Source organism: Pseudomonas sp. AM4(2022) (genome assembly GCF_036346515.1).
In the GTDB taxonomy this organism is placed as follows: Bacteria; Pseudomonadota; Gammaproteobacteria; order Pseudomonadales; family Pseudomonadaceae; genus Aquipseudomonas; species Aquipseudomonas paracarnis.
This window is the reverse complement of the sequence record NZ_JAOTNW010000004.1, coordinates 158,892-182,161: the sequence shown is the minus strand read 5'-3', so window position 1 is coordinate 182,161 and position 23,270 is coordinate 158,892. Positions and strand designations below refer to the sequence as shown.

The window sequence follows — 23,270 nt, the reverse complement described above, 5'->3', positions numbered from 1 at the left end:
TCCGTTGGGGCTGGACAAAAACGGCGGGCAGGAAAAAGAAAAAACAGACAGCCAAGCATCGCCCACCGTGATGCTGTTGGATGATCCAGGCCGGTCTCCGGGCTCATGAGTGGCGCTTTTGATAGAAAGCAGCCGAGGATGCGCCTTCCCATATCGCACGCGATACAGTGGCAAACAGCACCGTCTTGACTCATTTACCGTTGCGGGGGCAGCGCCGGAATCGCGGCTGCACTGTGTACAAGTGCGCTCACTCACCGGCTTCCCTGTTTCACTCTGTCGACGCGCACGCCACAGAGCACCTGGAACAAGCCGCGAAGGTTAGTGGGTTGGGGGTGGAGCGTCAATTAAAGCTGGCCTTGGACTTGAACCATCTGCCGTTCGTGCTTCTCTACCCCTACAGGTATCAAGGAGAAAACCATGCCTAAGACCCGCCTCGCCCTACTGATCATGCTCGCCGGCAGCCTCGCTGCGTGCGGCGAAAGCTCGACCCTGCAGGTCGCCGATGGCACCGGGCCCTCGCCCAAGCTGCCGGAGCCAAACAAGACGCTGATCCCCACCGTCAATATCGCCCCGGCCATCGGCTGGCCCGAAGGCGCCAAGCCCGTCGCTGCCGTCGGTACCCAAGTGGCCGCGTTCGCCGAAGGTCTGGATCATCCGCGCTGGCTCTACGTGCTGCCCAACGGCGACGTGCTGGTGGCCGAGACCAATGCACCGCCCAAGCCGGACGATGCCAAAGGCCTGCGCGGCTGGGTGATGGAAAAAGTCATGGATCGCGCTGGCGCCGGGGTGCCGAGCCCGAACCGCATAACCTTGCTGCGCGATGCCGACCATGACGGTGTGGCAGAAACTCGCACGGTGTTCCTGGAAAACCTCAATTCGCCCTTTGGCATGACCTTGGTGGGCAACGACCTGTATGTGGCCGATTCGGATAAGTTGCTGCGCTTCCCCTATCAGCCCGGTGAAACCGCAATCACCTCCCCAGGCACCAAGGTGGTGGATTTACCCGGTGGCCCTTTGAACCACCACTGGACCAAAAACGTGGTGGCCAGCCAGGACGGCAGCAAGCTGTACGTGAGCGTCGGCTCCAACAGCAACGTCGGCGAAAACGGCCTGGAAGCCGAACAGGGTCGCGCCGCCATTTGGGAAGTCGACCGCGCCAGCGGCCAACACCGCATTTTTGCCTCCGGCCTGCGCAACCCCAACGGCATGGCGTGGGAACCACAGAGCGGCAAGCTGTGGACGGCGGTCAACGAGCGCGATGAAATCGGCAGTGATCTGGTGCCGGATTACATCACCTCGGTCAAGGATGGCGGCTTCTATGGCTGGCCTTTCAGCTATTACGGGCAGCATGTGGATGTGCGTGTGACCCCGCAGAACCTGGACATGGTCGCCAAGGCCATCGCTCCCGACTATGCGGTAGGCCCTCATACTGCGTCGCTGGGGCTGACCTTCGCCGAGGGCAGCAAACTCCCCGCCCCCTTCAGTAATGGCGCATTTATCGGCCAGCATGGCTCCTGGAACCGCAAGCCGCATAGTGGCTACAAGGTAATTTTCGTCCCCTTCGAAGGGGGACAGCCGAAAGGGCAACCGGTGGACGTGCTGACGGGGTTTCTTGATAGCAATGAGAAAGCTATGGGCCGGCCGGTTGGCGTGGTGATAGATCAGCAGGGGGATTTGCTGGTGGCCGATGATGTGGGCAATAAGGTTTGGCGGGTGTCGGCGGCCAAATAATCCATTTGAACAGCACCACAAAAACAATGTGGGAGCGGGCTTGCTCGCGAAGGCGGAGTATCAGTCAATAAATTTTCTGACTGAACCACCGCTTTCGCGAGCAAGCCCGCTCCCACATAGGGTGCTGTATTCGGCTAGGGGTTACGCGCCAGGTTCCCCGGGAGTACTCGCTTGGCACTCAGGTAGGCATTCTGCCAATACGCTTTGGATAGCGTATCCAGCTTCACCGTACCGCCGGTTTGCGGCGCGTGTACGAAGCGGCCCTCCCCCACATAGATACCCGCATGGCTGACCCGCGAACCACCACCGGTGGCGAAGAACAGCAGGTCGCCGGTTTGCAGGTTTTGTTCGCTGACGTCCTGGCCACGCATCACGATCAATTCACGGGTGGTGCGCGGCAATGAGATGCCAGCAGCGTCGCGGAATACAAAGCCGATCAGGCCGCTGCAATCAAACCCCGAGTCTGGTGTGTTGCCGCCCCAGCGGTAAGGCGTGCCGACCAGGCCCAGCGCACGAAAGAGCACGTCTTCGGCAGCAGGCGAGAAATTCTGGGTGGCATAGTTGAACACCGGCTTAGGCTTGACCGCGACGGGCGCGGGCGGCGGTGTACGACTGGCGCAGGCGCTGAGCAGCGCGGCGCAAACAATAAGCATCAGGCGGGCCGAGGTCGACATGTGCAGAACAATCCTGGTCTGGATGCGGCTTTCGCTGCCGAACGTTGAAAACCAGAACGCGCAAGCAAAGCTCGCGCGAACGGATAACAACAATGTCCAGGGATTCTAGCGCTTACACGTCAAACTTCAAGTATCACTTTAACTTTACTTACTAGCGGTAACCGTAGTCGGGGCCATGGCGAGTGCGCGCTTGGCTTCGATGAAGGTTTTGCTCCAGTAGCTGTCGCCCAGGTTATCGACCCGAACACCACCGCTGCGGCGGCTGCTGGAGTGGATAAACTGGTTATCGCCCAGGTAGATACCGGCGTGGCTGACACGACCGCGGCCACTGGTACTAAAGAAAAGCAGATCACCGGGCTTGAGGTTGTTTCGTGCGACCAACGGTGCATTCACGTTGATCATCTCGCGTGTAGAGCGCGGCAGATTCATGCCGGCTTCTTCACGAAACAGGTAGCCAATGAAACCACTGCAATCAAAACCGGCTTCCGAGGTACCGCCGAAACGGTAACGGGTACCGATCAAGGACATGCCGCGCTCAAGGATGCTGTCGGCCAGAAGAGGCAGTTGGTAAGGCTTGCTGTCAGAGAACTCGGCGAGTTCTTTTTCGGTTGCCACCTCTTCTTCATAAACAGAAGCAGACTGTGCAGCAACGAACTTTGCCTGATTTTGAACCTGTGGTTTTTGCTGTTCTGCCACCTGCTGAGGGTGGGAGGCGCAACCAAACAACAGGGTAACGAGTGCGAGAGGCACGAGGGGTGCGAAGCGATTTAGCATGGGCACGACCGTGGCTGATGTGTAAAGAAGCCGAGACTATGCCCTCTATCACATCGATTTGCAAATTCAATCGCGATCTATGTGACTTATCGTTTCGACTATGCCATCTAAGCCGTGATTCCATTTATCGCTGCAATTGCGTAGCCCTTCGGGCTCAAACGCAGGTTTTCTGACGCCTTGAAAATGCCGACACAAGGGAAATCAAGACCTTACCAGCCCAAGGTTTCTTTCAGGAAAGGGATCGTCAATTTTCTTTGCGCCTGCAGGGAAGCCTGGTCGAGTTGCTCAAGCAAATCGAACAGCGCGCTCATGCTGCGGGTGCCGCGGGTGAGGATAAAGTGCCCGACCTCGTCGGTCAGGTGCAGGCCACGACGGGAAGCGCGCAGTTGCAGCGCACGCAGCTTGTCCTCATCGGATAACGGGCGCATCTGGAAGATCAACGCCAGGGTCAGGCGCGACTTGAGGTCAGCCAGCTTCACCGGCAGTTCACGCGGCGAGGTGGACGCGGCGATCAGCAAGCGCCGGCCGCTGTCGCGCAGCCGGTTGAACAGATGAAACAGCGCCTCTTCCCACTCCGCCTTGCCGGCCACTGCCTGCAGGTCGTCGAGACACACCAGTTCATATTGCTCAAGGTTATCGAAGATACCGACCCCGCGGTCCATCAACTCGGCCAAGGGCAGGTAGACCGCCGGCTCGCCCGTCTGCTCGAAACGCAGGCACGCGGCCTGCAGCAGGTGGGTACGCCCCACGCCATGCTTGCCCCACAGATAGATCAGGCTTTCAGTCCACCCGGCGTCGGCTTCGCAAAGCCGCTCCACATAGCCGAGTGCAGCGGCATTGGCGCCTGGGTAGTAGTTGATAAAGGTAGCGTCATCACGCAGACGCACACCTAGGGGCAGCTGAATCGGTTTCATGCTGACTGAACGGCTCCCATCGAACCGTTAGTGGCCTCTATGTAAAGTTTGCAAAGTTTATACCCGTGACGCCGGGCGCACAATGCAGCAGACCACAAGCAAAATCAAAGGTTTGCGTTAACCCGGCGGTTTTACGCAGATTGTTTGACGCACCCGGTGCCAGAAACAACAAACCCGGCCAGGGCCGGGTTTGTGACACCGCGATTACAACTCGGGCTCATCCACCCCTGTATACACGTCCGAATCCTTGTACAGGTCGTGCACATGGCGCACCAGCACCATGATCACCGCCGCCACCGGCAGCGCCAACAGGATGCCGGTAAAGCCGAACAGCTCGCCACCCGCCAAAATCGCAAAGATCACTGCCACTGGGTGCAGGCCGATCCGATCGCCCACCAACAGCGGTGTCAGCACCATGCCTTCCAACGCCTGACCCACCATGAACACTGCGACAATCCCGAGCATCGGATACAGGTCGCCGCCGAACTGGAACAGCCCAGCCACCAGCGCCGCACCGATGCCGATCACAAAGCCCATGTAGGGCACGATGGCCGCCAGGCCCGCGATCAAGCCGATCAACAGCCCCAGCTCCAGGCCGATCGCCATCAGGCCGGCAGCGTAAATCACCCCCAGGGCCAGCATCACCAGCAACTGGCCACGTACGAACGCGCCCAGTACCTCATGACACTCCGCCGCCAGGGAAACAACACGCTCTTCGCGGTCACGAGGCAGCAGGCTGCGGATCTTGGCCATCATGATGTCCCAGTCTCGCAGCAGGTAGAACGCCACCACCGGGATCAGCACCAGGTTGGTCAACCAGCCGATCAGCGCCAGGCTCGACGCAGTCGCCTGGCTGAGCACCACCGTGACGATATCGGTGGTCTTGTCCATATGCTCGCTGATGGCCGCCTTGACCTTGTCGAACTTCCAGAAGCCATCCGCCAGCCCGAACTTGGACTGGGCCCACGGCATTGCCGTGTGCTGCAACCAGTCGAGCATCTGCGGCGCCAGTTCATAGAGACGAAACAGCTGCTTGGCCAACATCGGCACCAATATCAACACCAGCGCCGTGATGATCAACGTGAACAGCGCAAACACCGTGATCACGCCCCAGGTGCGCGACATGCCGACTTTTTCCAGGCGATCCACCACGGGATCGAACAGATAGGCGAGCAGTAGCGCCACCAGGAATGGCGTCAGGATCGAATGCAGCAAGAACACAAAAACGCACAGCAGGACAATCCCGCCAAGCCACACCCAACGACGCGTATCCGCCATAAACCACTCCATCTGTTTTACGCCCTTCTTCTATATAGAAAGAGGAACACTATTTACCAACGAAAACGCAGTTGCGCCTGTGGCTCAGGTGCAACAGCCGGTTGCGTGCCTTCGATCACGGCTGGCTGGGCCGGGGCTTCACCAGCAGGAATTTCCTGCAGCTTGGCCAGGCTCAATTGGGTGCGCAGTTGTTCGGCGCTGCCATTGACGCGATACACAATCCGGTTGCCATCCACTAACTGCGGCTGGCCGCCAAAGGGCTCCAGCAAGCGACCCAGGGCGGCGTAGCGCTCCAGATTCATGCCTTGCACTTCAAGCAGTTGCTCACTGCTCACTCCAGGCTTGACCGCAAAACGTGGCGCCAGCTTTTGGCTGACCGCCAGCAATACCGCGTCGGCAAGCGCGGCAGTGTCAGCGCCTTGGGCGGTACCCTCCTCAGCCTTGTCGCCCAGCCACAGGCGCCATTTGGCCTGCCATTGACTGCCTTCCTGGCGCGCATGCACGGCCAGCAAAGCATCGGCACCGTAACGCTCGGACGCTGCACGCAAAGGCGTGGCGTCCGGGCTTTCAAGATTCGGCGCGGTGGCGACTACCTGTTCATCCAGGTCTCCCAGCGGCAAGCGCAGCGGCAGACCCCGGTGCTGCGCGGCCCGGCGCAAGGCTTGGGCAACGGCCTGGCCATCGCCGACCAGGCTGCTGCCTTCAGTTGAATCGTTCAGCCACCAACCCAGGATCGACGGCCGGTTGCTGCCCCAGATCGACAGGCCCGCATCACGCAAGGCGCGGTCGGTGCTGACCGGGTCGAAGTCCACTTGCAGGCTTTCCGGCGGGCCGGCGTCGTAGCCGTACTGGCTGATGATTTGTTGCGGGTCTTTGCGGATCGCCGCCAGGCCCGGGCCATCGGCGGCCTTGGCGTCGCCGGTCAGGCGGATCACCAGGGTCTGTACGGCACGCTGGGTGGCTTGGTCGCGCTCTTGGGGCGACTGGCTGCTGACCGGTTCGAGTACTTGATAGAGGCCATTGAGGGTTTCGGCATGACTCGCCAGGCTGACCAACGACAAGCAGCCTACAAAGAAGAATTTACACAGACGCATGGAAGATTCCCGAACGACAAATTTAGCGGCTGGAACAGACCGCGTGAATCGGTTTAGCCAGGCTGTGACCACAGCACCCGGCAAAACATTCACAGGGCCTCGGTAAGTTTTTGTACTGTCATAACGATAGCGGGTTCAAGGCTATACCTTAATACGCACGATTACCGGCCCGATTTGCATTTTTTTGAGCTCATATGCCCTGCCCGTCGGCCCGAGGATGGCCGCTGCCCCTCAAGCCTGATAAAATCGCGCGCCTTCGCAGACCGTCAACGGCAGGGCCCTTTCCAAAAGCCCCCGCCCGCCCGGTCGTTACCCAGAAATCCCCCCTAAAGGCCTGGATCATGAGCAAGCAACCCTCCCTGAGCTACAAGGACGCCGGTGTAGACATCGACGCCGGTGAAGCATTGGTCGAACGCATCAAGAGCGTCGCCAAGCGCACTGCGCGCCCTGAAGTCATGGGTGGCCTGGGCGGTTTCGGCGCCCTCTGCGAAATTCCGGCCGGTTACAAGCAGCCTGTACTGGTGTCCGGCACCGACGGCGTGGGCACCAAGCTGCGCCTGGCCCTGAACCTGAACAAGCACGACAGCATCGGCATCGACCTGGTCGCCATGTGCGTCAACGACCTGGTGGTGTGCGGCGCCGAGCCGCTGTTCTTCCTCGACTACTACGCCACCGGCAAGCTCAATGTCGAGACCGCGACCCAGGTCGTGACCGGCATCGGCGCTGGCTGCGAACTGTCGGGTTGCTCCCTGGTCGGCGGTGAAACTGCTGAAATGCCAGGCATGTACGAAGGCGAAGACTACGACCTGGCCGGCTTCTGCGTGGGTGTGGTGGAAAAAGCCGAGATCATCGACGGCTCCAAAGTAGCCGCCGGTGACGCCCTGCTCGCCTTGCCATCGTCCGGCCCGCACTCCAACGGTTACTCGCTGATCCGCAAGATCATCGAAGTGTCCGGCGCCGACATCGAGAACATCCAGCTCGACGGCAAGCCACTGACCGACCTGCTGATGGCGCCGACCCGCATCTACGTCAAGCCACTGCTCAAGCTGATCAAGGACACCGGCGCCGTCAAGGCCATGGCCCACATCACCGGTGGCGGCCTGCTGGACAACATCCCGCGCGTACTGCCAAAAGGCGCCCAGGCGATTGTCGACGTGGCCAGCTGGCAGCGCCCGGCAGTCTTCGATTGGCTGCAGGAAAAAGGCAACGTCAACGAAACCGAAATGCACCGCGTGCTGAACTGCGGCGTAGGCATGGTGATCTGCGTCGCGCAGGAACACGTTGAAACCGCGCTGAACGTGCTGCGTGAGGCCGGCGAGCAACCTTGGGTCATTGGCCAGATCGCCACTGCCGCCGAAGGCGCAGCCCAGGTTGAACTGAAGAACCTCAAGGCTCACTGATGCCCCAGACCTGTGATGTCGTGGTGCTGCTTTCCGGCACCGGCAGTAACTTGCAGGCCCTGATCGACAGCACGCGCACCGGCGACAGCCCGGTGCGCATCGCTGCGGTGATTTCCAACCGCAGCGACGCCTACGGTCTGCAACGCGCCCGGGACGCGGGTATCGACACCCGCGCCCTGGATCACAAGGCGTTCGACGGTCGCGAGGCTTTCGATAGCGCCTTGATCGAACTGATCGACGCCTTCAACCCCAAACTCGTGGTCCTTGCCGGTTTCATGCGCATCCTCAGCGCAGATTTCGTCCGGCACTACGAAGGGCGCCTGCTCAATATCCACCCCTCCCTGCTGCCCAAGTACAAAGGCATGCACACCCACCAGCGCGCTCTCGACGCCGGCGACCGTGAACATGGCTGCAGCGTGCACTTTGTGACCGAGGAACTCGATGGCGGGCCTCTGGTCGTACAGGCAGTGGTTCCGGTAGAGTCAGGCGACTCGGCGCAGACGCTTGCGCAACGGGTTCATACCCAGGAACACAGGATTTACCCGCTGGCTGTTCGCTGGTTTGCCGAAGGACGGTTGATTCTTGGCGACCAGGGTGCATTATTGGACGGCCAGTTACTCGCGGCCAGCGGCCACTTGATTCGAACCTAGGAGATTTTATGCGTCGCGCCCTGCTTTTCGCTTTTGCGCTGTTCGCTTTGCCTGCCGTACAAGCGGCAGACCTTCACCCCTTCTCCGTCAGCTACACCGCCGACTGGAAACAACTGCCCATGAGCGGTTCGGCTGAACGCAGCCTGAGCAAGAATGGCGACGGTACCTGGACCTTGAATTTCAAGGCCTCGATGATGATTGCCAGCCTGACCGAAACCAGTGTGATCCTGTTCGACAAGGACACCCTGCAACCCAAGAGCTACAGCTTCGAACGCGGCGGCCTGGGCAAGGCGAAGAAGATCAACCTGGACTTCGACCAGAGCGCCAAGAAAGTCACCGGCTTTGAAAACAAAGACCCGGTCAACGTCACTCTCGAAAGCGGCATGCTCGACAAGTCCACCTACCAGCTTGCTCTGCAACGCGATGTTGCCGCTGGCAAAAAGAGCATGAGCTACCGTGTGGTTGAGGGTACCGATACCGATACCTACGACTTCCGCGTGATCGGCTCGGAAAAGGTCCAGACCAAGGTCGGTTCGATCGACGCGATCAAGGTCGAGCGCGTGCGCGACCCGTCGCAGAGCAAACGCATCACGCAGATGTGGTTTGCCAAGGACCAGGGCGGCATCCTGGTTGCCCTGCGTCAGGTCGAGACTGACGGCAAGGAATACAACATCATGCTGCAGGATGGCACCGTTGACGGTAAGGCCGTCAAAGGCAGCTGATTGCGCTGATGTGCTGGAAAAGAGCCTCGCTGAATGCGGGGCTTTTTTTTGCCTGAGATTTTTAGGGGGAGCCACTACCGCTATCGCAGACAAGCCAGCTCCCACAGTGGAATGCATTCCAAGATGGGAGCTGGCTTGCCTGCGATAGCGGTGCCGAGGTCAACCTAGCCGGCCTGAACATGAAACTTTTGTCATAAAACCTCTGCGATGGCGACGCAATGCCTTGGTTTACACGGCCTCCAGCATTGTTGCATTCCCTGCAATGAATTGTTGCGCGCAAAATCAGTTTACTTAGCAAGCTAACAAATCATATAACAGAGGCCTGCGACGACTTGCCGCAGATCAACCAGAGATTGGAGCAAGCAGATGACTGTAAAAGTAACTGAACGCGACGATGAACATATGTCCCATGAAGCAGTAGGCCACGGGATTCACATCTGGGATGTCCATCAGCAAGACGTATTGGTCGGCATGTTTCACAACGAGAGCGACGCCCACAATTATAAAAACGAGCTGGAAACTCTCGAACTGCAACGCCAGGCAAAAAGCTCCTGAAGCTCTGAAATCATGTTGACGCCCGGCCCACGCAGCCGGGCCGTCTACATCAAAAACCGCGCCATTCGAGCGCGGTTTTTTTGTCAAAGATTCGGTATAAATTAATGTAACAAAAGCACACACAAATAATGATTCTCGATATCATTCGTGCGCCTTTCATTCAGGCTCACGTTTAGGGAATCAATTTGATGCACGGAAATAGCAGGAAGCCAGAAAATGCGTTGCTGGAACGCTGGAGCGAAGCGCTTGCTACCGCGCAATTTCAGGCCAGCCACATCAGCCTCGACGCCCTGATCAATACGCTGGCCCCCGCCGCCGAACGTAGCTTCCAACGCCTGATCCAAGCATTGTTTCGTGAAAGCCTGCTGGACCCCAGCACCCTCACTTATGACGAACATGGGCAATGCTCGCTGACACTGCCTTGCCAGGCTCACCTACGTTTTGATCATTTGCGTCCTGGCCGCATGGCAAGCTGGGACCTGCGTGGCAAAGTCATCCTGTTGCGCGAAGGCCAGCCCGAACAGAAAATCCAGTTCCCATCACAGTTGTTGACGTTGCTTAACGCCAGCCTTGAGTCGCCTGCCGACCGGGAAGTGCTCAACCGCCTCAACGTCGAGATCGACGACAGCTTCATCAACGACACCTTGTGCCTCGCCTTCCATGAGCAATGGACGCTCAAGCTGCATGCGTCCATGGGCCCGGTGCATCAAAACAATCTGCTGAGTCATCTCAAGAACAGCCCGAGCGTTATCAATCCGACTTCCGTGCTTGAACAGTGGGGAACATTGGGTCATCCATGGCACCCCAACTACAAGACCAAGCTGGGCCTGAATACCGCACAAGTCATCGACTATTCGCCTGAGTTCGAAGCACGCTTCCCGGTGCTGCTGTGCGCGTTACATCGCCAGTTTGCCCATGTCGAACGCTTGGGCGGCACCGCAGATTACTGGCAGTGGTGGAGCGAGCACTTTCCACAAGCGGCACAGCAATTGACCGCAGCCCTGCAAGCACACGGCCTTCAGGCAAGCGATTATCTGCCGTTGCCTGCCCATCCTTGGCAGGCCCATCAGGAGCTGCCTCAACTGTTCGCCAACGAAATCGGCGACAAACTGCTGGTGCTGACCGATATCGTCGCGTTCACCGCCCACCCCACCATGTCATTCAGAACCGTGTTGCCTGAAGGCCGTCGCAATGCGCCGATGGTCAAACTGCCAGTGTCACTGCGCCTGACCAGCGTACAGCGCACCGTATCGCCGCGTTCAGCACGCATGGGCCCACGGATCAGCCATCTGCTGCTGAGCATCCTGGACCGCGAGCCTGCGATTCAACAACTCCTGAACATCGTGCCCGAGCGGATCGGTGTGCATTTCCAGCCACAACCGGCCAATGATGAGCACTCTCGCCACCTGGCGGTGCTCTATCGCGACAATCCCCAGAGCCAGCTCCAGCCGGACGAAATGGCGGTGCCGGTGGGCAGCCTGTTTGCCATTGATCAACACGGCCAGCCGCTACTGCGCCAATGGGTGCGCCTGAGCCAAGGCAAGGATGACGCGGCGGCCATGCTCGCCTTCTTCCATGATTACGCGGCGATCAGTGTGCCGGCGCTGCTGGGCATGTATTTGCGCTACGGCATCGCTTTTGAGGCCCATCAACAGAACTCCTTCATGGTGATGGCCGCAGACGGACAATTAAGCCGCCTTCTGTTGCGCGACTTCGGCGATATTCGAATCGACCGCAAGACCTTGCACGCCCACGGCCTGGACATTGAACTGCACGACCCGAAGATGACGCTGTACGACGACGCTGGTTTCGTACGGGACAAGCTGCTGCACACCGTATTCATGTGCCATCTGGGCGAGCTCATCCTGCTTGCCGCGCGCCACTTCGACATCCCCCAGGCGCTGCTCTGGAATGAACTGTCGGCTCAGGTCAACCAGTGTTTTGACGACCTGCGCTCGCAGGTTGATCCGCAGCGCTGGGCCACCGAGCGCGAAGCACTGCTGGAGCACGCGTGGCCGGCCAAGTCGTTCATGCGCATGCGCCTGCTGGAGAGTCATGCCGATATCGTCGGGCGGTTGCCTAACCCGTTGAGCGCGGCCGCCAATGCCGACTAACAACACAGCGCTAAGGCTGCTGGTGGTGATTCAGTTGGTGTCGATGGGGGCGATGGAAATGAGCGGCCCGTTCTGGCCGCTGCAAATCCAGAAGCTGCTGGGCACTGCAAATGCCCAGTACACCGGCCTGCTGTCTTCGCTGGTGTATGCCGGGCCGATGATGGCGGCGATGATTCTCACGCCCCTGTGGGGAAGACTCGGCGACCGTACCGGCCATAAGCTCATGATTATCCGCGCGCTGCTGGCGTTGGCGGTGTGCCAGGCGCTGGCTGCGATTACGCCTGATCCATGGTGGCTGGTGGCCATCCGCGTGGTACAAGGCGCATTGGCCGGTTTCATCGCCGCAGCCCAAGCTTACGCACTGGCCCGCTGCGGCGACGGCGGACGGGGGCACATTCTTGCCCGGCTGCAATCAGCCACTGCCGTAGGCTCCCTGGCCGGACCGGTGTTGGGCGGCTGGTTGATGGACATATCCGGTTTCGCATTGCTGTGCTACAGCGCCACCGCCGTCTGCCTGCTGTGCGCGATAATCAGCGCGTTTTTACCCAGTGACTCACCACGATCCAGACCTGCCCGCACGTCCAAGCCTGCCGCACTCCCCAAAGGCTGGATTGGCGCGATGCTGGGGATCATCGTATTGATCCAGGCAGCCAGGATGATGCCGCAACCGTTTTACGCCTTATATGTCGCCCAGGTGTTGCACGCGCCCGCGTGGCTGATCGGCGCCAGCTATGGCGCCAGCGCCCTGACCCTGGCACTGTCCGCACCGTTGTGGGGCCGCCTGTTCGATCGACATCAGCCAGCACATACGCTGCGCATCATCGAGTGGGTCACGTGGGCCTGCGCCTTCACGCTGGCCTGCACGGCGCTGGCCGGTGAATGGTCGGGGTTTATCGCCAGTCGGCTGCTGTGGGGCGTGTGGCAGGGTGCTTTGTTGCCCGTGGCCTACACACTGATCGCCACTACCGTAGCGCACAGCCAGCAGGGTTTTGCCCTGGGCATGGGCAACAGCGCCGCCAAAGCAGGTGCACTGTGCGGCGCACTGTTGGGCGGTATCGGCATGGGGTGGGTGGGCCTGGCGCACAGCTTCTGGCTGGTCGCACTGACCTACGCCTTGGCCGCCGTGAGTATCCGCGCCATCCGTTCGTTTGCCCGAGCGCCTGAAACATCCGATTTTTCTGTCAATACTTCTAATAACTCTGAGACATGATCATGAACACATCGCAATTGGCAGTACTGCTGCCACTTCTTGGGTCAATAAGTGCCCCTGCCTGGGCCGATCAGACAGAACAGACACAGGCAGCGCCGACCAGCCTGCAATTACAGGCGACAGTCGTATCGGCCACGCGCAGCGAAACCAGCATTGCGCAGATTCCAGGCTCAGTGCAGGTGATCAATGAAGCGCAAATCCGCCAGCAGACGGGGGCAGGACGTCGGGTTGCAGATATCCTCGGCCAACTGGTGCCTGGCATTGCCCCTTCCAGCGGCGGCATGAGCAACTTCGGCCAGACGCTTCGCGGGCGTAATACCCTGATCCTGATCGACGGGGTTTCGCAAAACGCCACGCGCGATAACTTCCGCCAACTCAACAGCGTGGCGCCAGAAAGCATCGAGCGTATCGAAGTGATCTCCGGCGCCAGCAGTGTCTACGGCGCAGGCGCATCGGGCGGCATCATCAACATCATCACCAAACGCAACCAAGGTGAGGACCTGGCGTTCAGCAGCAAGATCGGCATGACCGCCGGCAACAACCTCAGCCACAAGGGGTTCGCTTACCAGGCCTTCCAAAGCGCCACCGGGCGCAAGGGCCCGGTGGACTGGTACCTCTCGGGCAACACCGTGCAGCGCAACGATCAGTTCGACGGTAATGGCAAGCGCATCCCCCAGGACACGTCCCAGGGCAGCAACATGGACACCGATACCTACGACCTGCAAGGTCGCTTCGGCTATGAGCTTGATGACGACAAGAAGATCAGCCTGTCGCTGCAAGACTACAAGGACGAACAAGACACCCGCTACACCAAGAACCCCCGCATCACCAGCAACGCAGTCGCCGTAAAAGGTCTGGACCTGGGCGACCAACCCTACACCCACAACCAGGCGGTCAACCTCAACTACGCCGACAAGGATTTCTACGGCCAGGGCCTGCAGGTCGAAAGCTACTGGCGGCGGGCCGACGCCCTGTTCTTTCCAGACCTGTCCCGAGGCCGGGCAGGCGTGTCAGATAACAACAGCGTGCAGGACGTCTACGGCCTGCGTGCGGCGATCGACACCCAGATGCCGGACATCGGCCCGGCAACGGGCAACCTGGTATGGGGCGCGGACTACGACCATGAAACCTCACGCCAGCGTGGCGACCAATACCGGGTCAATGGCCTGACCTACACGAAAACCGGTACCACGTTCGAACTGGGTCCAGATATCGAGACCACCACCAAAGCCATCTTTGGCCAGCTCTCCTACGACATCGACAAATGGACCTTGCGCGGTGGCGTACGTCGCGAATGGATTGAGAGCAAGGTCTCCGACAGCATCGCGTATGGCGAAATCGTACAGACCGGCAACCGCGCGACACTGCCCGGTGGCACGCTCAAATACGATGACACGCTGTATAACCTCGGTGCGGTGTACCACCTGACCGACAACCAGGATGTGTTCGTCAACTTCAGTCAGGGCTTTTCCCTACCGGATATCCAGCGCTTCCTGCGTGACGTGAACAGCAAATACGATATCCAGGATCTCAATGCCCAGGCCTTGAAAGTCGACAGCTACGAGCTGGGCTGGCGTGGCGACTGGGACAAGTGGCAGGCCAGTGTCACCGCGTACGAAAACACCTCGGATGTCACGCAGTTCTATGATGCCAATGATCGTGTGCTGCGCCTGATCAATCAGAAAGAACGCGTGCGTGGCGTCGAAACCGGCCTGACCTATAACATCACCGACCAATGGTCCATCGGCGGTACTTACGCTTACGCCAAAGGCGAGACCCAGCAGAACGGCAAGTGGATCGACCTGCCTGCCACCCGCATCTCCCCCGCCAAGACCACAGCCTTTGTCGGCTATGAGCGTGACGACTACAGCCTGCGCTTGCAGGGTATGCGCCTGGCCAATTATGACGCTGCGGCCAAAGACAACAACGGTCGCGATATCCAGGGCTACACCCTGGTCGACCTGCTGGGCTCGGTAAGGCTACCGGTAGGCCGCCTCGAAGGTGCGGTGTACAACCTCACCAACCGCAACTACCAGAACATGTTCGCCCAGGCCAACGCCCGCGCACCGTACCCGAATGCCGAGGGTCGTACCTTCAGCCTGAGTTACGCAGTGGATTGGTAACAGGCTGACGCTGCACGCTAAAACACAAACCCCGCCTTTTGGCGGGGTTTGTCGTTTCTAGATGCTTACCACATCAGATCATCAGGGATCTGGTATGCGGCGTACGGATCATCCTCATCCGGCACCTGGCTTTCGGTGAGGATGTTGAGCTGCACGATACGCTCCGGCGCGCGCTCCTGGATCTTAAGCGCCGCTTCCCGCGGGATCACCTCGTAGCCGCCACCGTGGTGCACGATGGCCAGGGAGCCGTTGCTCAGCTTGTTGCGCATCAGCGTGTTGACGGACAGGCGCTTGACCTTCTTGTCATCCACGAAGTTGTAGTAGTCCTCGGTGGTCAGCTTGGGCAGGCGCGAGGTCTCGATCAGTTGCTTGACCTGGGCGGTACGCGCCTTGGCCTCGGCTTTTTCCTGCTGCTGGCGGTTGAGTTCCTGGTCACGCTTGACCTTCTCGGCGTGTGCCTCAGCGGCCAGGCGCGCCTGGGTATCATCGACTTCGGCCTGGCCCTTGTGGACCAGGCGCTGCTGTTTCTGTTTCTCTTTGCCGACCTGCTTGGCCTGCTTTTGGTTGACCAGACCTGCTTTGAGCAACTGGTCGCGAAGGGAAAGGCTCATGGTGCTTACTCACTTAGGCAACTGCTCAACCGCAGCTGGACACATTCTTTTCCTGACGTTTGGCTTCACCCCAGAGGGCGTCCAACTCTTCGAGGGTGCAATCTTCTATGGGTTGGTGTGTATCGCGCAATGCCTGTTCGATAAATCGGAAACGTCGTTCGAACTTGGCATTGGCACCGCGCAAGGCGGTTTCCGGGTCGACCTTGAGGTGACGCGCCAGGTTGACCGCGGCAAACAGCAGGTCGCCGACTTCATCGGCGATGGCCGCCGAGTCGTTATCGGCCATGGCTTCGAGCACTTCGTCCAACTCTTCGCGCACGTTATCCACCACCGGCAACGCGGACGGCCAGTCGAAACCGACCTGGCTAGCGCGCTTTTGCAATTTGGCCGCACGGGACAACGAAGGTAAGGCGGTGGGCACATCATCGAGCAGGGAGAGTTGCTCGGGAGCCTCGGACTTTTCTGCGCGCTCCTCAGCTTTGATCTGCTCCCAGCGTTCCTTGACCTGTTCTTCGCTCAACTGCGGGATATCCAGCGGTGCGTACAGGTCGCCGGTTGGGAACACATGAGGATGCCGGCGAATCAACTTACGGGTGATGCTGTCGATCACGCCGGCAAATTCGAAGCGCCCTTCTTCCCGCGCCAGTTGGCTGTAATACACCACCTGGAACAGCAGGTCGCCCAGCTCGCCTTGCAGATGGTCAAAGTCGCCGCGCTCGATGGCGTCGGCCACTTCATAGGCTTCTTCCAAGGTGTGCGGGACGATGGTCGCGTAGGTTTGCTTGATGTCCCATGGGCAGCCGTATTGCGGGTCGCGCAGGCGGTTCATCAGGTGCAGCAGGTCTTCGAGTGAATACATCAGTCTCTTTCCGCTGGAGTGAAAACACTGAAAATCCAATGTGGGAGCGGGCTTGCTCGCGAAGGCGGTGGGCCAGTCAACACATCCGGCACTGACAAACCGCATTCGCGAGCAAGCCGCTCCCACAGGTTACTGCGCGTTCATTCAGCTAATCATGGGGTGCGGTTGCGCCGGGTTTCGATGATGTTCGGCAACTGGGAAATCCGCCCCAGCAACCGTCCCAGTGCGTCCAACCCCGGAATCTCGATGGTCAGGGACATCAACGCAGTGTTGTCTTCTTTGTTCGAACGGGTGTTGACCGCCAGCACGTTGATCCGCTCGTTGAGCAGCACTTGCGAGACGTCACGCAGCAAGCCGGAACGGTCGTAGGCACGGATGATGATGTCCACCGGATACGTGAGCACCGGCACCGGGCCCCAACTGACCTGGATGATCCGCTCCGGTTCGCGCCCGCCCAGTTGCAGCACCGAGGCGCAGTCCTGGCGGTGAATGCTCACGCCACGGCCCTGGGTGATGTAGCCGACAATGGCGTCGCCCGGCAACGGCTGGCAGCAGCCGGCCATTTGCGTCATCAGGTTGCCCACGCCCTGGATCTGGATATCGCCACGCTTGCCCGGCTTGTAGCCAGTGGCTTTGCGCGGGATCAGCTCGAGCTGTTCGTTGCCGCGCTCCGGCTCGACCAGTTGCTGGGCCAGGTTGACCAGTTGCGCGAGGCGCAGGTCGCCCGCGCCGAGGGCGGCGAACATGTCTTCGGCGATCTTCATGTTGGCCTTTTCGGCCAGCTTGTCGAAGTCCACCTGAGGCAGGCCCAGGCGCGCCAGTTCGCGTTCAAGCAAGGTCTTGCCGGCGGCGACGTTCTGGTCACGCGCCTGCAGCTTGAACCAGTGGACGATCTTCGCCCGCGCTCGCGAGGTCGTGATGTAGCCCAGGTTCGGGTTCAGCCAATCGCGGCTCGGCGTGCCGTGCTTGCTGGTGATGATCTCGACCTGTTCACCGGTTTGCAGGCTGTAGTTGAGCGGCACGATGCGCCCGTTGATCTTGGCGCCGCGGCAGTTATGCCCGATTTCGGTGTGCACGCGGTAGGCAAAGTCCAGCGGTGTGGCGCCCTTGGGTAAGTCGATGGCGTGGCCGTCAGGCGTGAAGATATAGACCCGGTCCGGCTCGATATCCACCCGCAGTTGCTCGGCCAGGCCGCCGATGTCGCCGAGTTCTTCGTGCCACTCCAGCACTTGGCGCAGCCAGGAAATTTTCTCTTCGTACTGGTTGGACCCGGCCTTGACGTCGGTGCCCTTGTAGCGCCAATGCGCGCACACCCCCAGCTCGGCCTCTTCGTGCATGGCGTGGGTGCGGATCTGCACTTCCAGCACCTTGCCTTCAGGGCCGATTACCGCCGTGTGCAGCGAGCGGTAGCCGTTTTCCTTGGGGTTGGCGATGTAGTCGTCGAACTCCTTGGGAATGTGTCGCCACAGGGTGTGGACGATGCCCAGCGCGGTGTAGCAGTCGCGCATTTCCGGCACCAGCACGCGCACCGCACGCACGTCGTAGATCTGGCTGAAGGCCAGGCCCTTGCGCTGCATTTTGCGCCAGATGGAATAGATGTGCTTGGCGCGGCCGCTGATGTCGGCGTCCACGCCGGTGGCCTGCAGCTCCGAACGCAACTGGCCCATCACGTCGCTGATAAAGCGCTCGCGGTCCAGGCGCCGCTCATGCAGCAGCGTGGCGATTTGTTTGTACTGGTCGGGTTCCAGGTAGCGGAAGGACAAATCCTCCAGCTCCCACTTGATGTGGCCGATGCCCAGGCGATGGGCCAGCGGCGCGTAGATATCGAAAACTTCGCGGGCCACACGGTTGCGCTTTTCGTCATCGGCGGTCTTCACCGCACGGATCGCGCAGGTACGCTCGGCCAGCTTGATCAGGGCGACGCGTACGTCGTCGACCATCGCTACCAGCATTTTGCGCAGGTTCTCTACCTGGCCCTGGGTGCCCAACACCATCGACTGGCGCGGGCTGAGGCTGGCGCTGATGGCCGCCATGCGCAGCACGCCGTCGATCAGCTTGGCCACCACCGCGCCGAAACGCTGGCTGACCAGCGGCAACGCAATGTGCCCTTCGCGCACGCCGCGATAGAGCACGGCGGCGATCAGCGAATCCTGATCCAGCTTGAGATCGGCCAGGATCTCGGCGATTTCCAGGCCAGTGCGAAAACTTGAAGTGCCTTCGGCCCACAGGTTCTTGGCCGCATTGTCTTGCTGTTCAGACTCACGAGCGAACTCGCAGGCTGCTTTCAAGGCTTCACGGTCCAGTGCCGGGTCGACACTGACGGCATGATCCAGCCATGCCTCGAGATTGATACTGCCGTCGGTGTTGATCGGCTGGTGTGCTCTCACCTGTACCATCTTGCTTACCTTCCCTACGACGCACCTTCGATGCGCCAAAATCATCGCCGACTTTTACTGCGAACTCCGTGGCAGTGTTCAGGCCCTGGAGAACGCAGGCCAGTCGGATTAAACGGGCATCCTAGCCCGCTTCAAATAACGCCATGGCCTCGACATGCGCGGTCTGCGGAAACATGTCGAGGATCCCGGCACGCTTTAGCCGGTAGCCTTGCTTGACCAACTCAACCGTGTCCCGCGCCAGCGTGGCTGGGTTGCAGGACACATACACCAGGCGCTTGGCCCCCAAGGCGGCAAGTTTGCGCACAACCTCCAGGGCACCATCGCGGGGTGGGTCCAAGAGTACCGCAGAAAAGCCCTGTTTGGCCCATTCTGCGTCGGTCAAAGGCTGGGACAAATCGGCTTGAAAAAACTGTGCGTTATGCAAATGGTTGCTGACGGCATTGAGGGCCGCACGGTCCACCATGGCCTGTACGCCCTCCACCGCCACCACTTCGCGTACGTGGCGAGCCAGTGGCAGGGCAAAGTTGCCCAGGCCGCAAAACAGGTCCAGTACCCGTTCGTCGGCTTGTGGCGCCAGCCATTGCAGGGCTTGGGCGACCATCGCCTGGTTGACCCCGGCGTTGACCTGCACAAAGTCGCCCGGACGGTACGCCAGCTCCAGATCCCACGCCTCCAAACGGAAGCCCAGGGCCTGACCCGGTTCGACAGGCTCCGGCTGCCCTTCCCCGTGCAGCCACAATTGGGCGTCATGGAAGGTGCAGAATTCCTTCAGGACCTGCAGGTCAGCCTCGGACAACGGCGCCATATGCCGCAGCAACACCGCGATGGACGAGCCGCTGAACAACTCGACATGCCCCAACGCCTGCGGTTTGCTCAAACGACGCAGCATCGTGGGCAAACGCTGCATGATCGGCTGCAAGGCCTGTACCAGCACCGGGCAATCATCGATAGCGACGATGTCCTGGCTGGCCACGGCGCGAAAACCCACTTCGAGTTGCTTCGCCTTGGCGTCCCAACGCACGGCTACGCGGGCGCGGCGCCGGTAACCGAATTCCGGCCCGCTCAACGGCGCTGCCCACTCCTGTGGCTCGACGCCGGCTACCCGGGACAATTGCTCGGCAAGCATGCGCTGTTTCAGGGCAAGTTGTTCTTCATGGGGCAGGTGCTGCACGCTGCAACCGCCGCAGCGGCCAACATGGGCGCAGGGTGCCGGGCGACGCAACTCGCTGGCCTGGAATACCCGTTCGGTACGCGCTTCGACCACTTTGCCGTGGGCGCCCAACACCCGGGCCTCCACTTCTTCGCCGGCCAACGCACCATTCACAAACCAGGTGCGGCCTTCAAAGAACACGATGCCCCGGCCATCATTGGCCAGGCGCTCGATGGTCAGGCGCTGTTTCTTGCCCACGGGTATCTGTGGGGCCCGGCTGCCGCCCGTCGGTTGGAAGCGCAGGCCTCTCTCGTGCTTGGCCATCAGTTGGGTTCGTCGAAAATGCCGGTCGACAGGTAACGGTCGCCTCGGTCACAGATGATCGCGACGATCACCGCGTTTTCCACTTCTTTGGACAAGCGCAACATACCGGCCACGGCGCCACCGGAGGACACGCCGCAGAAGATGCCTTCTTCACGGGCCAGGCGGCGCGTGGTGTCTTCGGCTTCGCGCTGGGCCATGTCGATGATGCGGTCTACGCGCGTGGCGTTGTAGATCTTCGGCAAATACTCTTCGGGCCAACGACGAATGCCCGGGATGGCCGCGCCTTCCATCGGTTGCAGGCCGACGATCTGGATCGCCGGGTTCTGCTCCTTGAGGTAGCGCGAGTTGCCCATAATGGTACCGGTGGTGCCCATGGAGCTGACGAAGTGGGTGATGGTGCCCTGGGTCTGGCGCCAGATCTCCGGGCCGGTGCTGGTGTAGTGCGCCTCGGGGTTGTCGCCGTTGGCGAACTGATCGAGCACCACGCCACGGCCTTCGGCGGCCATGCGCTCGGCAAGATCGCGGGCGCCTTCCATGCCTTCTTCCTGGGTAACCAGGATCAGTTGGGCGCCATAGGCGGTCATCGCCGCCTTGCGCTCGGCGCTGCCGTTGTCAGGCATGATCAGCACCATCTTGTAACCCTTGATCGCTGCGGCCATGGCCAGGGCGATCCCGGTGTTACCCGAGGTGGCTTCGATCAGGGTGTCGCCGGGTTTGATCTGCCCACGCAACTCGGCGCGGGCGATCATCGACAGTGCCGGGCGGTCTTTGACGGAACCGGCCGGGTTGTTGCCCTCGAGTTTGAGCAACAGGGTATTGCTGGTTTCACCCGCCATGCGTTGCAAGCGGACCAGGGGCGTGTTGCCGACACAATCGGCGATTGTTGGGTACTGCAAGGTCATGGCGTATTCGCAATCCAGACTGCGGGGCGCACATCATACCGGGAAAGGCCGGCGGGCCATATCACGCAAAGTGTGGTGCTTATGGCTTAAAGGCATAAGCCGGGTTTACGTCGGGTCGCCATGGTTGCGCTGGAATACTTCAGCGCCCATCGCAGCAATCTGCCCTTCGATCAGCGCTTCAAAGGGTTTGAGCAGTGGCTCAAACGACGTCGGCGCTTCCAATACCTGCAACGCTTGCGTGATCGCTTCGACCGTCGACAAGGCGCCAGGCCCCGGCGCCTTGCGCAAGCGATAGCGGGAAACGCCACCTTCGACCAATGTCACCCGGGGCAACGCCGCCAGCAAGGGGTTGAGGTGCAACAGTTTGCGCGCCTTGCGCCAGGTGCCATCGGGAACCACCAACAGCAGTGGCTGATCGTCAGGTGCGTAGGCGTGCAGCGGCTCGGCGTCATCCGCCGGAAACAACAGACGTGCCCGATAGCCAGGCGGGCTCAATAGCGTCGCGAGGTCATCAAACACCTCCCCCACCACCAACTGCGCGTTGTTCAGGCCCAACGCCGCCAACCGCGCAGTATTGAGCGCATGGCCGACCTCGCTCGGGTGCTGCAACAGCAACACGCGGGTGCGGCTGTCGAGGTGGGGGATCAGCGCACAGAGGCAGTGCGTGGTCGGGCGCAGGCAGCGCGGGCAGTGGGGTCGGGACATGGTGTGTTCAGGCCTGGTTGAGCTGGGTCTTGAGCAAATCGCGAAAGGTCTGGATCAGGGGCTCGCGGCTACGGCCACGGCGCATGATCATCGAAAACGGTGCCTGATAACCGAAGGTGGCCGGCAGCAAAACGCGCAGGTCGCCCTTGTCAGCCCAGGCCTGGGCGTAGTGCTCTGGCAGGTAGCCAATATAAGCGCCCGACAGCACCAGAATCAGTTGCGCTTCCATACTTTCCACCGTGGCAGCGCTATGCTTGAAGCCGTGGCGCGCCAGCTCGGCCTGGCTCCAGTAACCTCGCCCGACCATGCGTTGCTGGGTGATCACTTGCTCCGGGATGCGCCGCTCGTTGAACAGAGGATGTCGGGTGCTGCAATACAACCAGTGCTGTTCGCGGTACAGCGGCATGTAGATCAGCCCACTCATGCGGTTGGAAAACGCACCGATGGCCAGGTCCAGGCGATTGTCCTGGACCCCCAGTTGCAATTCGTAGGGGCTCATCACCGACAGGTGCAAATGCACCGCCGGGTGCTCCAGGCTGTAGGCGCCAATCACTTCGGCGAACGGCAAGGCCTTGTCGCTGACGGTGGAGTCGAGCACCCCAAGCTTGAGGGTGCCGCGCAACTCGCCTTTCAACGCGGCAGCGTATTGCTCGAAACCTTCGAGTTCGCCCAGCAGGCGCAGGGTTTCCTGATGAAACAGCTCGCCCTTGCTGGTCAGGCTGAAGCCGCCACGGCCACGATGGCACAGCACAAGCCCCAAGGCTGACTCGAGTTGGCTCATGTAGGTGCTGATGGCCGACGTCGACAGGTTGAGCTCGTGCTGGGCATTGGCAAACCCTTGATGGCGCACGACGCTGACGAAGATGCGCAGGAGTTTCAGGTCGGGCAAGGCGTTGGCCATGGGGGCTCCATAAACTTCAACTAACTGTAGGAGCGAGCTTGCTCGCGAAAAACCTGAGAACGCCGCGTACATTCTGGACGTGCGCATCATCGTTGACGTTTTTCGCGAGCAAGCTCGCTCCTACAGAGACCATGGAGTTTACCCCAGACTTTAGTTTAGAAAAATCTGAACTAAGTATTTGCC

20 protein-coding genes and 1 riboswitch are annotated in these 23,270 nt (G+C 60.4%); of the genes, 8 read left to right on the top strand and 12 right to left on the bottom strand.

The window, feature by feature from the left end; genetic code table 11:
• Positions 1-71 precede the first annotated feature (71 nt).
• Positions 72-318: riboswitch (cobalamin riboswitch) on the bottom strand.
• A gap of 99 nt (positions 319-417) precedes the next feature.
• The gene (locus ODQ19_RS07510) at positions 418-1,731 is read left to right on the top strand and encodes a PQQ-dependent sugar dehydrogenase (protein WP_330209706.1); all 1,314 of its coding nucleotides are present in this window, start codon (positions 418-420) and stop codon (positions 1,729-1,731) included.
• A 134-nt stretch (positions 1,732-1,865) separates the two neighbouring features.
• Here the strand turns inward: ODQ19_RS07510 and ODQ19_RS07505 are convergent, their stop codons facing one another.
• The 5 genes from ODQ19_RS07505 to ODQ19_RS07485 all read right to left on the bottom strand — a co-directional run bounded on the left by ODQ19_RS07505 (position 1,866) and on the right by ODQ19_RS07485 (position 6,465).
• On the bottom strand, positions 1,866-2,405 hold the full coding sequence (locus ODQ19_RS07505; RefSeq protein WP_116666996.1) for a C40 family peptidase: 540 nt from the start codon (positions 2,403-2,405) through the stop codon (positions 1,866-1,868).
• Positions 2,406-2,549: 144 nt separating this feature from the next.
• A complete protein-coding gene (locus tag ODQ19_RS07500; protein ID WP_003193051.1) occupies positions 2,550-3,179 on the bottom strand; it encodes a C40 family peptidase in 630 nt (209 codons plus the stop codon).
• A 209-nt stretch (positions 3,180-3,388) separates the two neighbouring features.
• A complete protein-coding gene (gene hda / locus ODQ19_RS07495) occupies positions 3,389-4,093 on the bottom strand; it encodes a DnaA regulatory inactivator Hda (protein ID WP_116666997.1) in 705 nt (234 codons plus the stop codon).
• Positions 4,094-4,297: 204 nt separating this feature from the next.
• Positions 4,298-5,371, bottom strand: coding sequence for an AI-2E family transporter (locus ODQ19_RS07490; protein ID WP_003193054.1), 1,074 nt, complete (start codon positions 5,369-5,371; stop codon positions 4,298-4,300).
• Between the two features lie 53 nt (positions 5,372-5,424).
• Positions 5,425-6,465, bottom strand: a complete 1,041-nt coding sequence (locus ODQ19_RS07485) for a DUF2066 domain-containing protein (protein WP_116666998.1) — start codon at positions 6,463-6,465, stop codon at positions 5,425-5,427.
• A gap of 341 nt (positions 6,466-6,806) precedes the next feature.
• Here ODQ19_RS07485 and purM point away from each other — a divergent pair, with 341 nt between their 5' ends.
• From purM to ODQ19_RS07450, 7 genes are all read left to right on the top strand, one after another.
• A complete protein-coding gene (gene purM / locus ODQ19_RS07480; RefSeq protein WP_014719398.1) occupies positions 6,807-7,865 on the top strand; it encodes a phosphoribosylformylglycinamidine cyclo-ligase in 1,059 nt (352 codons plus the stop codon).
• Positions 7,865-8,515: a phosphoribosylglycinamide formyltransferase gene (gene purN, locus ODQ19_RS07475; protein WP_330209705.1), complete on the top strand. Its 651-nt coding sequence runs from the start codon at positions 7,865-7,867 to the stop codon at positions 8,513-8,515. The genes purM and purN overlap by 1 nt, the downstream gene beginning before the upstream one ends.
• 8 nt (positions 8,516-8,523) lie before the next feature.
• Complete coding sequence (locus ODQ19_RS07470; RefSeq protein ID WP_014719399.1) at positions 8,524-9,237, top strand: DUF3108 domain-containing protein; 714 nt, start codon at positions 8,524-8,526, stop codon at positions 9,235-9,237.
• 366 nt (positions 9,238-9,603) lie between these two features.
• Complete coding sequence (locus tag ODQ19_RS07465; protein WP_003193064.1) at positions 9,604-9,792, top strand: hypothetical protein; 189 nt, start codon at positions 9,604-9,606, stop codon at positions 9,790-9,792.
• A 188-nt stretch (positions 9,793-9,980) separates the two neighbouring features.
• A complete protein-coding gene (locus ODQ19_RS07460; protein WP_330209704.1) occupies positions 9,981-11,906 on the top strand; it encodes an IucA/IucC family protein in 1,926 nt (641 codons plus the stop codon).
• Complete coding sequence (locus ODQ19_RS07455; protein WP_116667002.1) at positions 11,896-13,116, top strand: MFS transporter; 1,221 nt, start codon at positions 11,896-11,898, stop codon at positions 13,114-13,116. Before ODQ19_RS07460 ends, ODQ19_RS07455 begins: the two co-directional genes overlap by 11 nt.
• 2 nt (positions 13,117-13,118) lie before the next feature.
• On the top strand, positions 13,119-15,239 hold the full coding sequence (locus tag ODQ19_RS07450) for a TonB-dependent receptor (protein ID WP_330209703.1): 2,121 nt from the start codon (positions 13,119-13,121) through the stop codon (positions 15,237-15,239).
• A gap of 65 nt (positions 15,240-15,304) precedes the next feature.
• Here ODQ19_RS07450 and ODQ19_RS07445 read toward each other — a convergent pair whose 3' ends face one another.
• From ODQ19_RS07445 to ODQ19_RS07415, 7 genes are all read right to left on the bottom strand, one after another.
• On the bottom strand, positions 15,305-15,850 hold the full coding sequence (locus tag ODQ19_RS07445; RefSeq protein ID WP_014719402.1) for a DUF2058 domain-containing protein: 546 nt from the start codon (positions 15,848-15,850) through the stop codon (positions 15,305-15,307).
• A 25-nt stretch (positions 15,851-15,875) separates the two neighbouring features.
• Positions 15,876-16,709: a nucleoside triphosphate pyrophosphohydrolase gene (gene mazG, locus ODQ19_RS07440; protein ID WP_330209702.1), complete on the bottom strand. Its 834-nt coding sequence runs from the start codon at positions 16,707-16,709 to the stop codon at positions 15,876-15,878.
• Between the two features lie 152 nt (positions 16,710-16,861).
• Positions 16,862-19,105, bottom strand: a complete 2,244-nt coding sequence (relA, locus tag ODQ19_RS07435) for a GTP diphosphokinase (RefSeq protein WP_003193076.1) — start codon at positions 19,103-19,105, stop codon at positions 16,862-16,864.
• Positions 19,106-19,226: 121 nt separating this feature from the next.
• On the bottom strand, positions 19,227-20,579 hold the full coding sequence (gene rlmD / locus ODQ19_RS07430) for a 23S rRNA (uracil(1939)-C(5))-methyltransferase RlmD (RefSeq protein ID WP_330209701.1): 1,353 nt from the start codon (positions 20,577-20,579) through the stop codon (positions 19,227-19,229).
• Positions 20,579-21,481 carry a cysteine synthase CysM gene (cysM, locus tag ODQ19_RS07425; protein WP_003193080.1) on the bottom strand — a complete coding sequence of 301 codons (903 nt, stop codon included), beginning with the start codon at positions 21,479-21,481 and terminating at the stop codon, positions 20,579-20,581. Before cysM ends, rlmD begins: the two co-directional genes overlap by 1 nt.
• Positions 21,482-21,586: 105 nt before the next feature.
• Complete coding sequence (locus tag ODQ19_RS07420; RefSeq protein ID WP_330209700.1) at positions 21,587-22,186, bottom strand: tRNA-uridine aminocarboxypropyltransferase; 600 nt, start codon at positions 22,184-22,186, stop codon at positions 21,587-21,589.
• 7 nt (positions 22,187-22,193) lie between these two features.
• Positions 22,194-23,087, bottom strand: a complete 894-nt coding sequence (locus ODQ19_RS07415) for a LysR family transcriptional regulator (RefSeq protein ID WP_034108063.1) — start codon at positions 23,085-23,087, stop codon at positions 22,194-22,196.
• Positions 23,088-23,270: the final 183 nt, after the last annotated feature.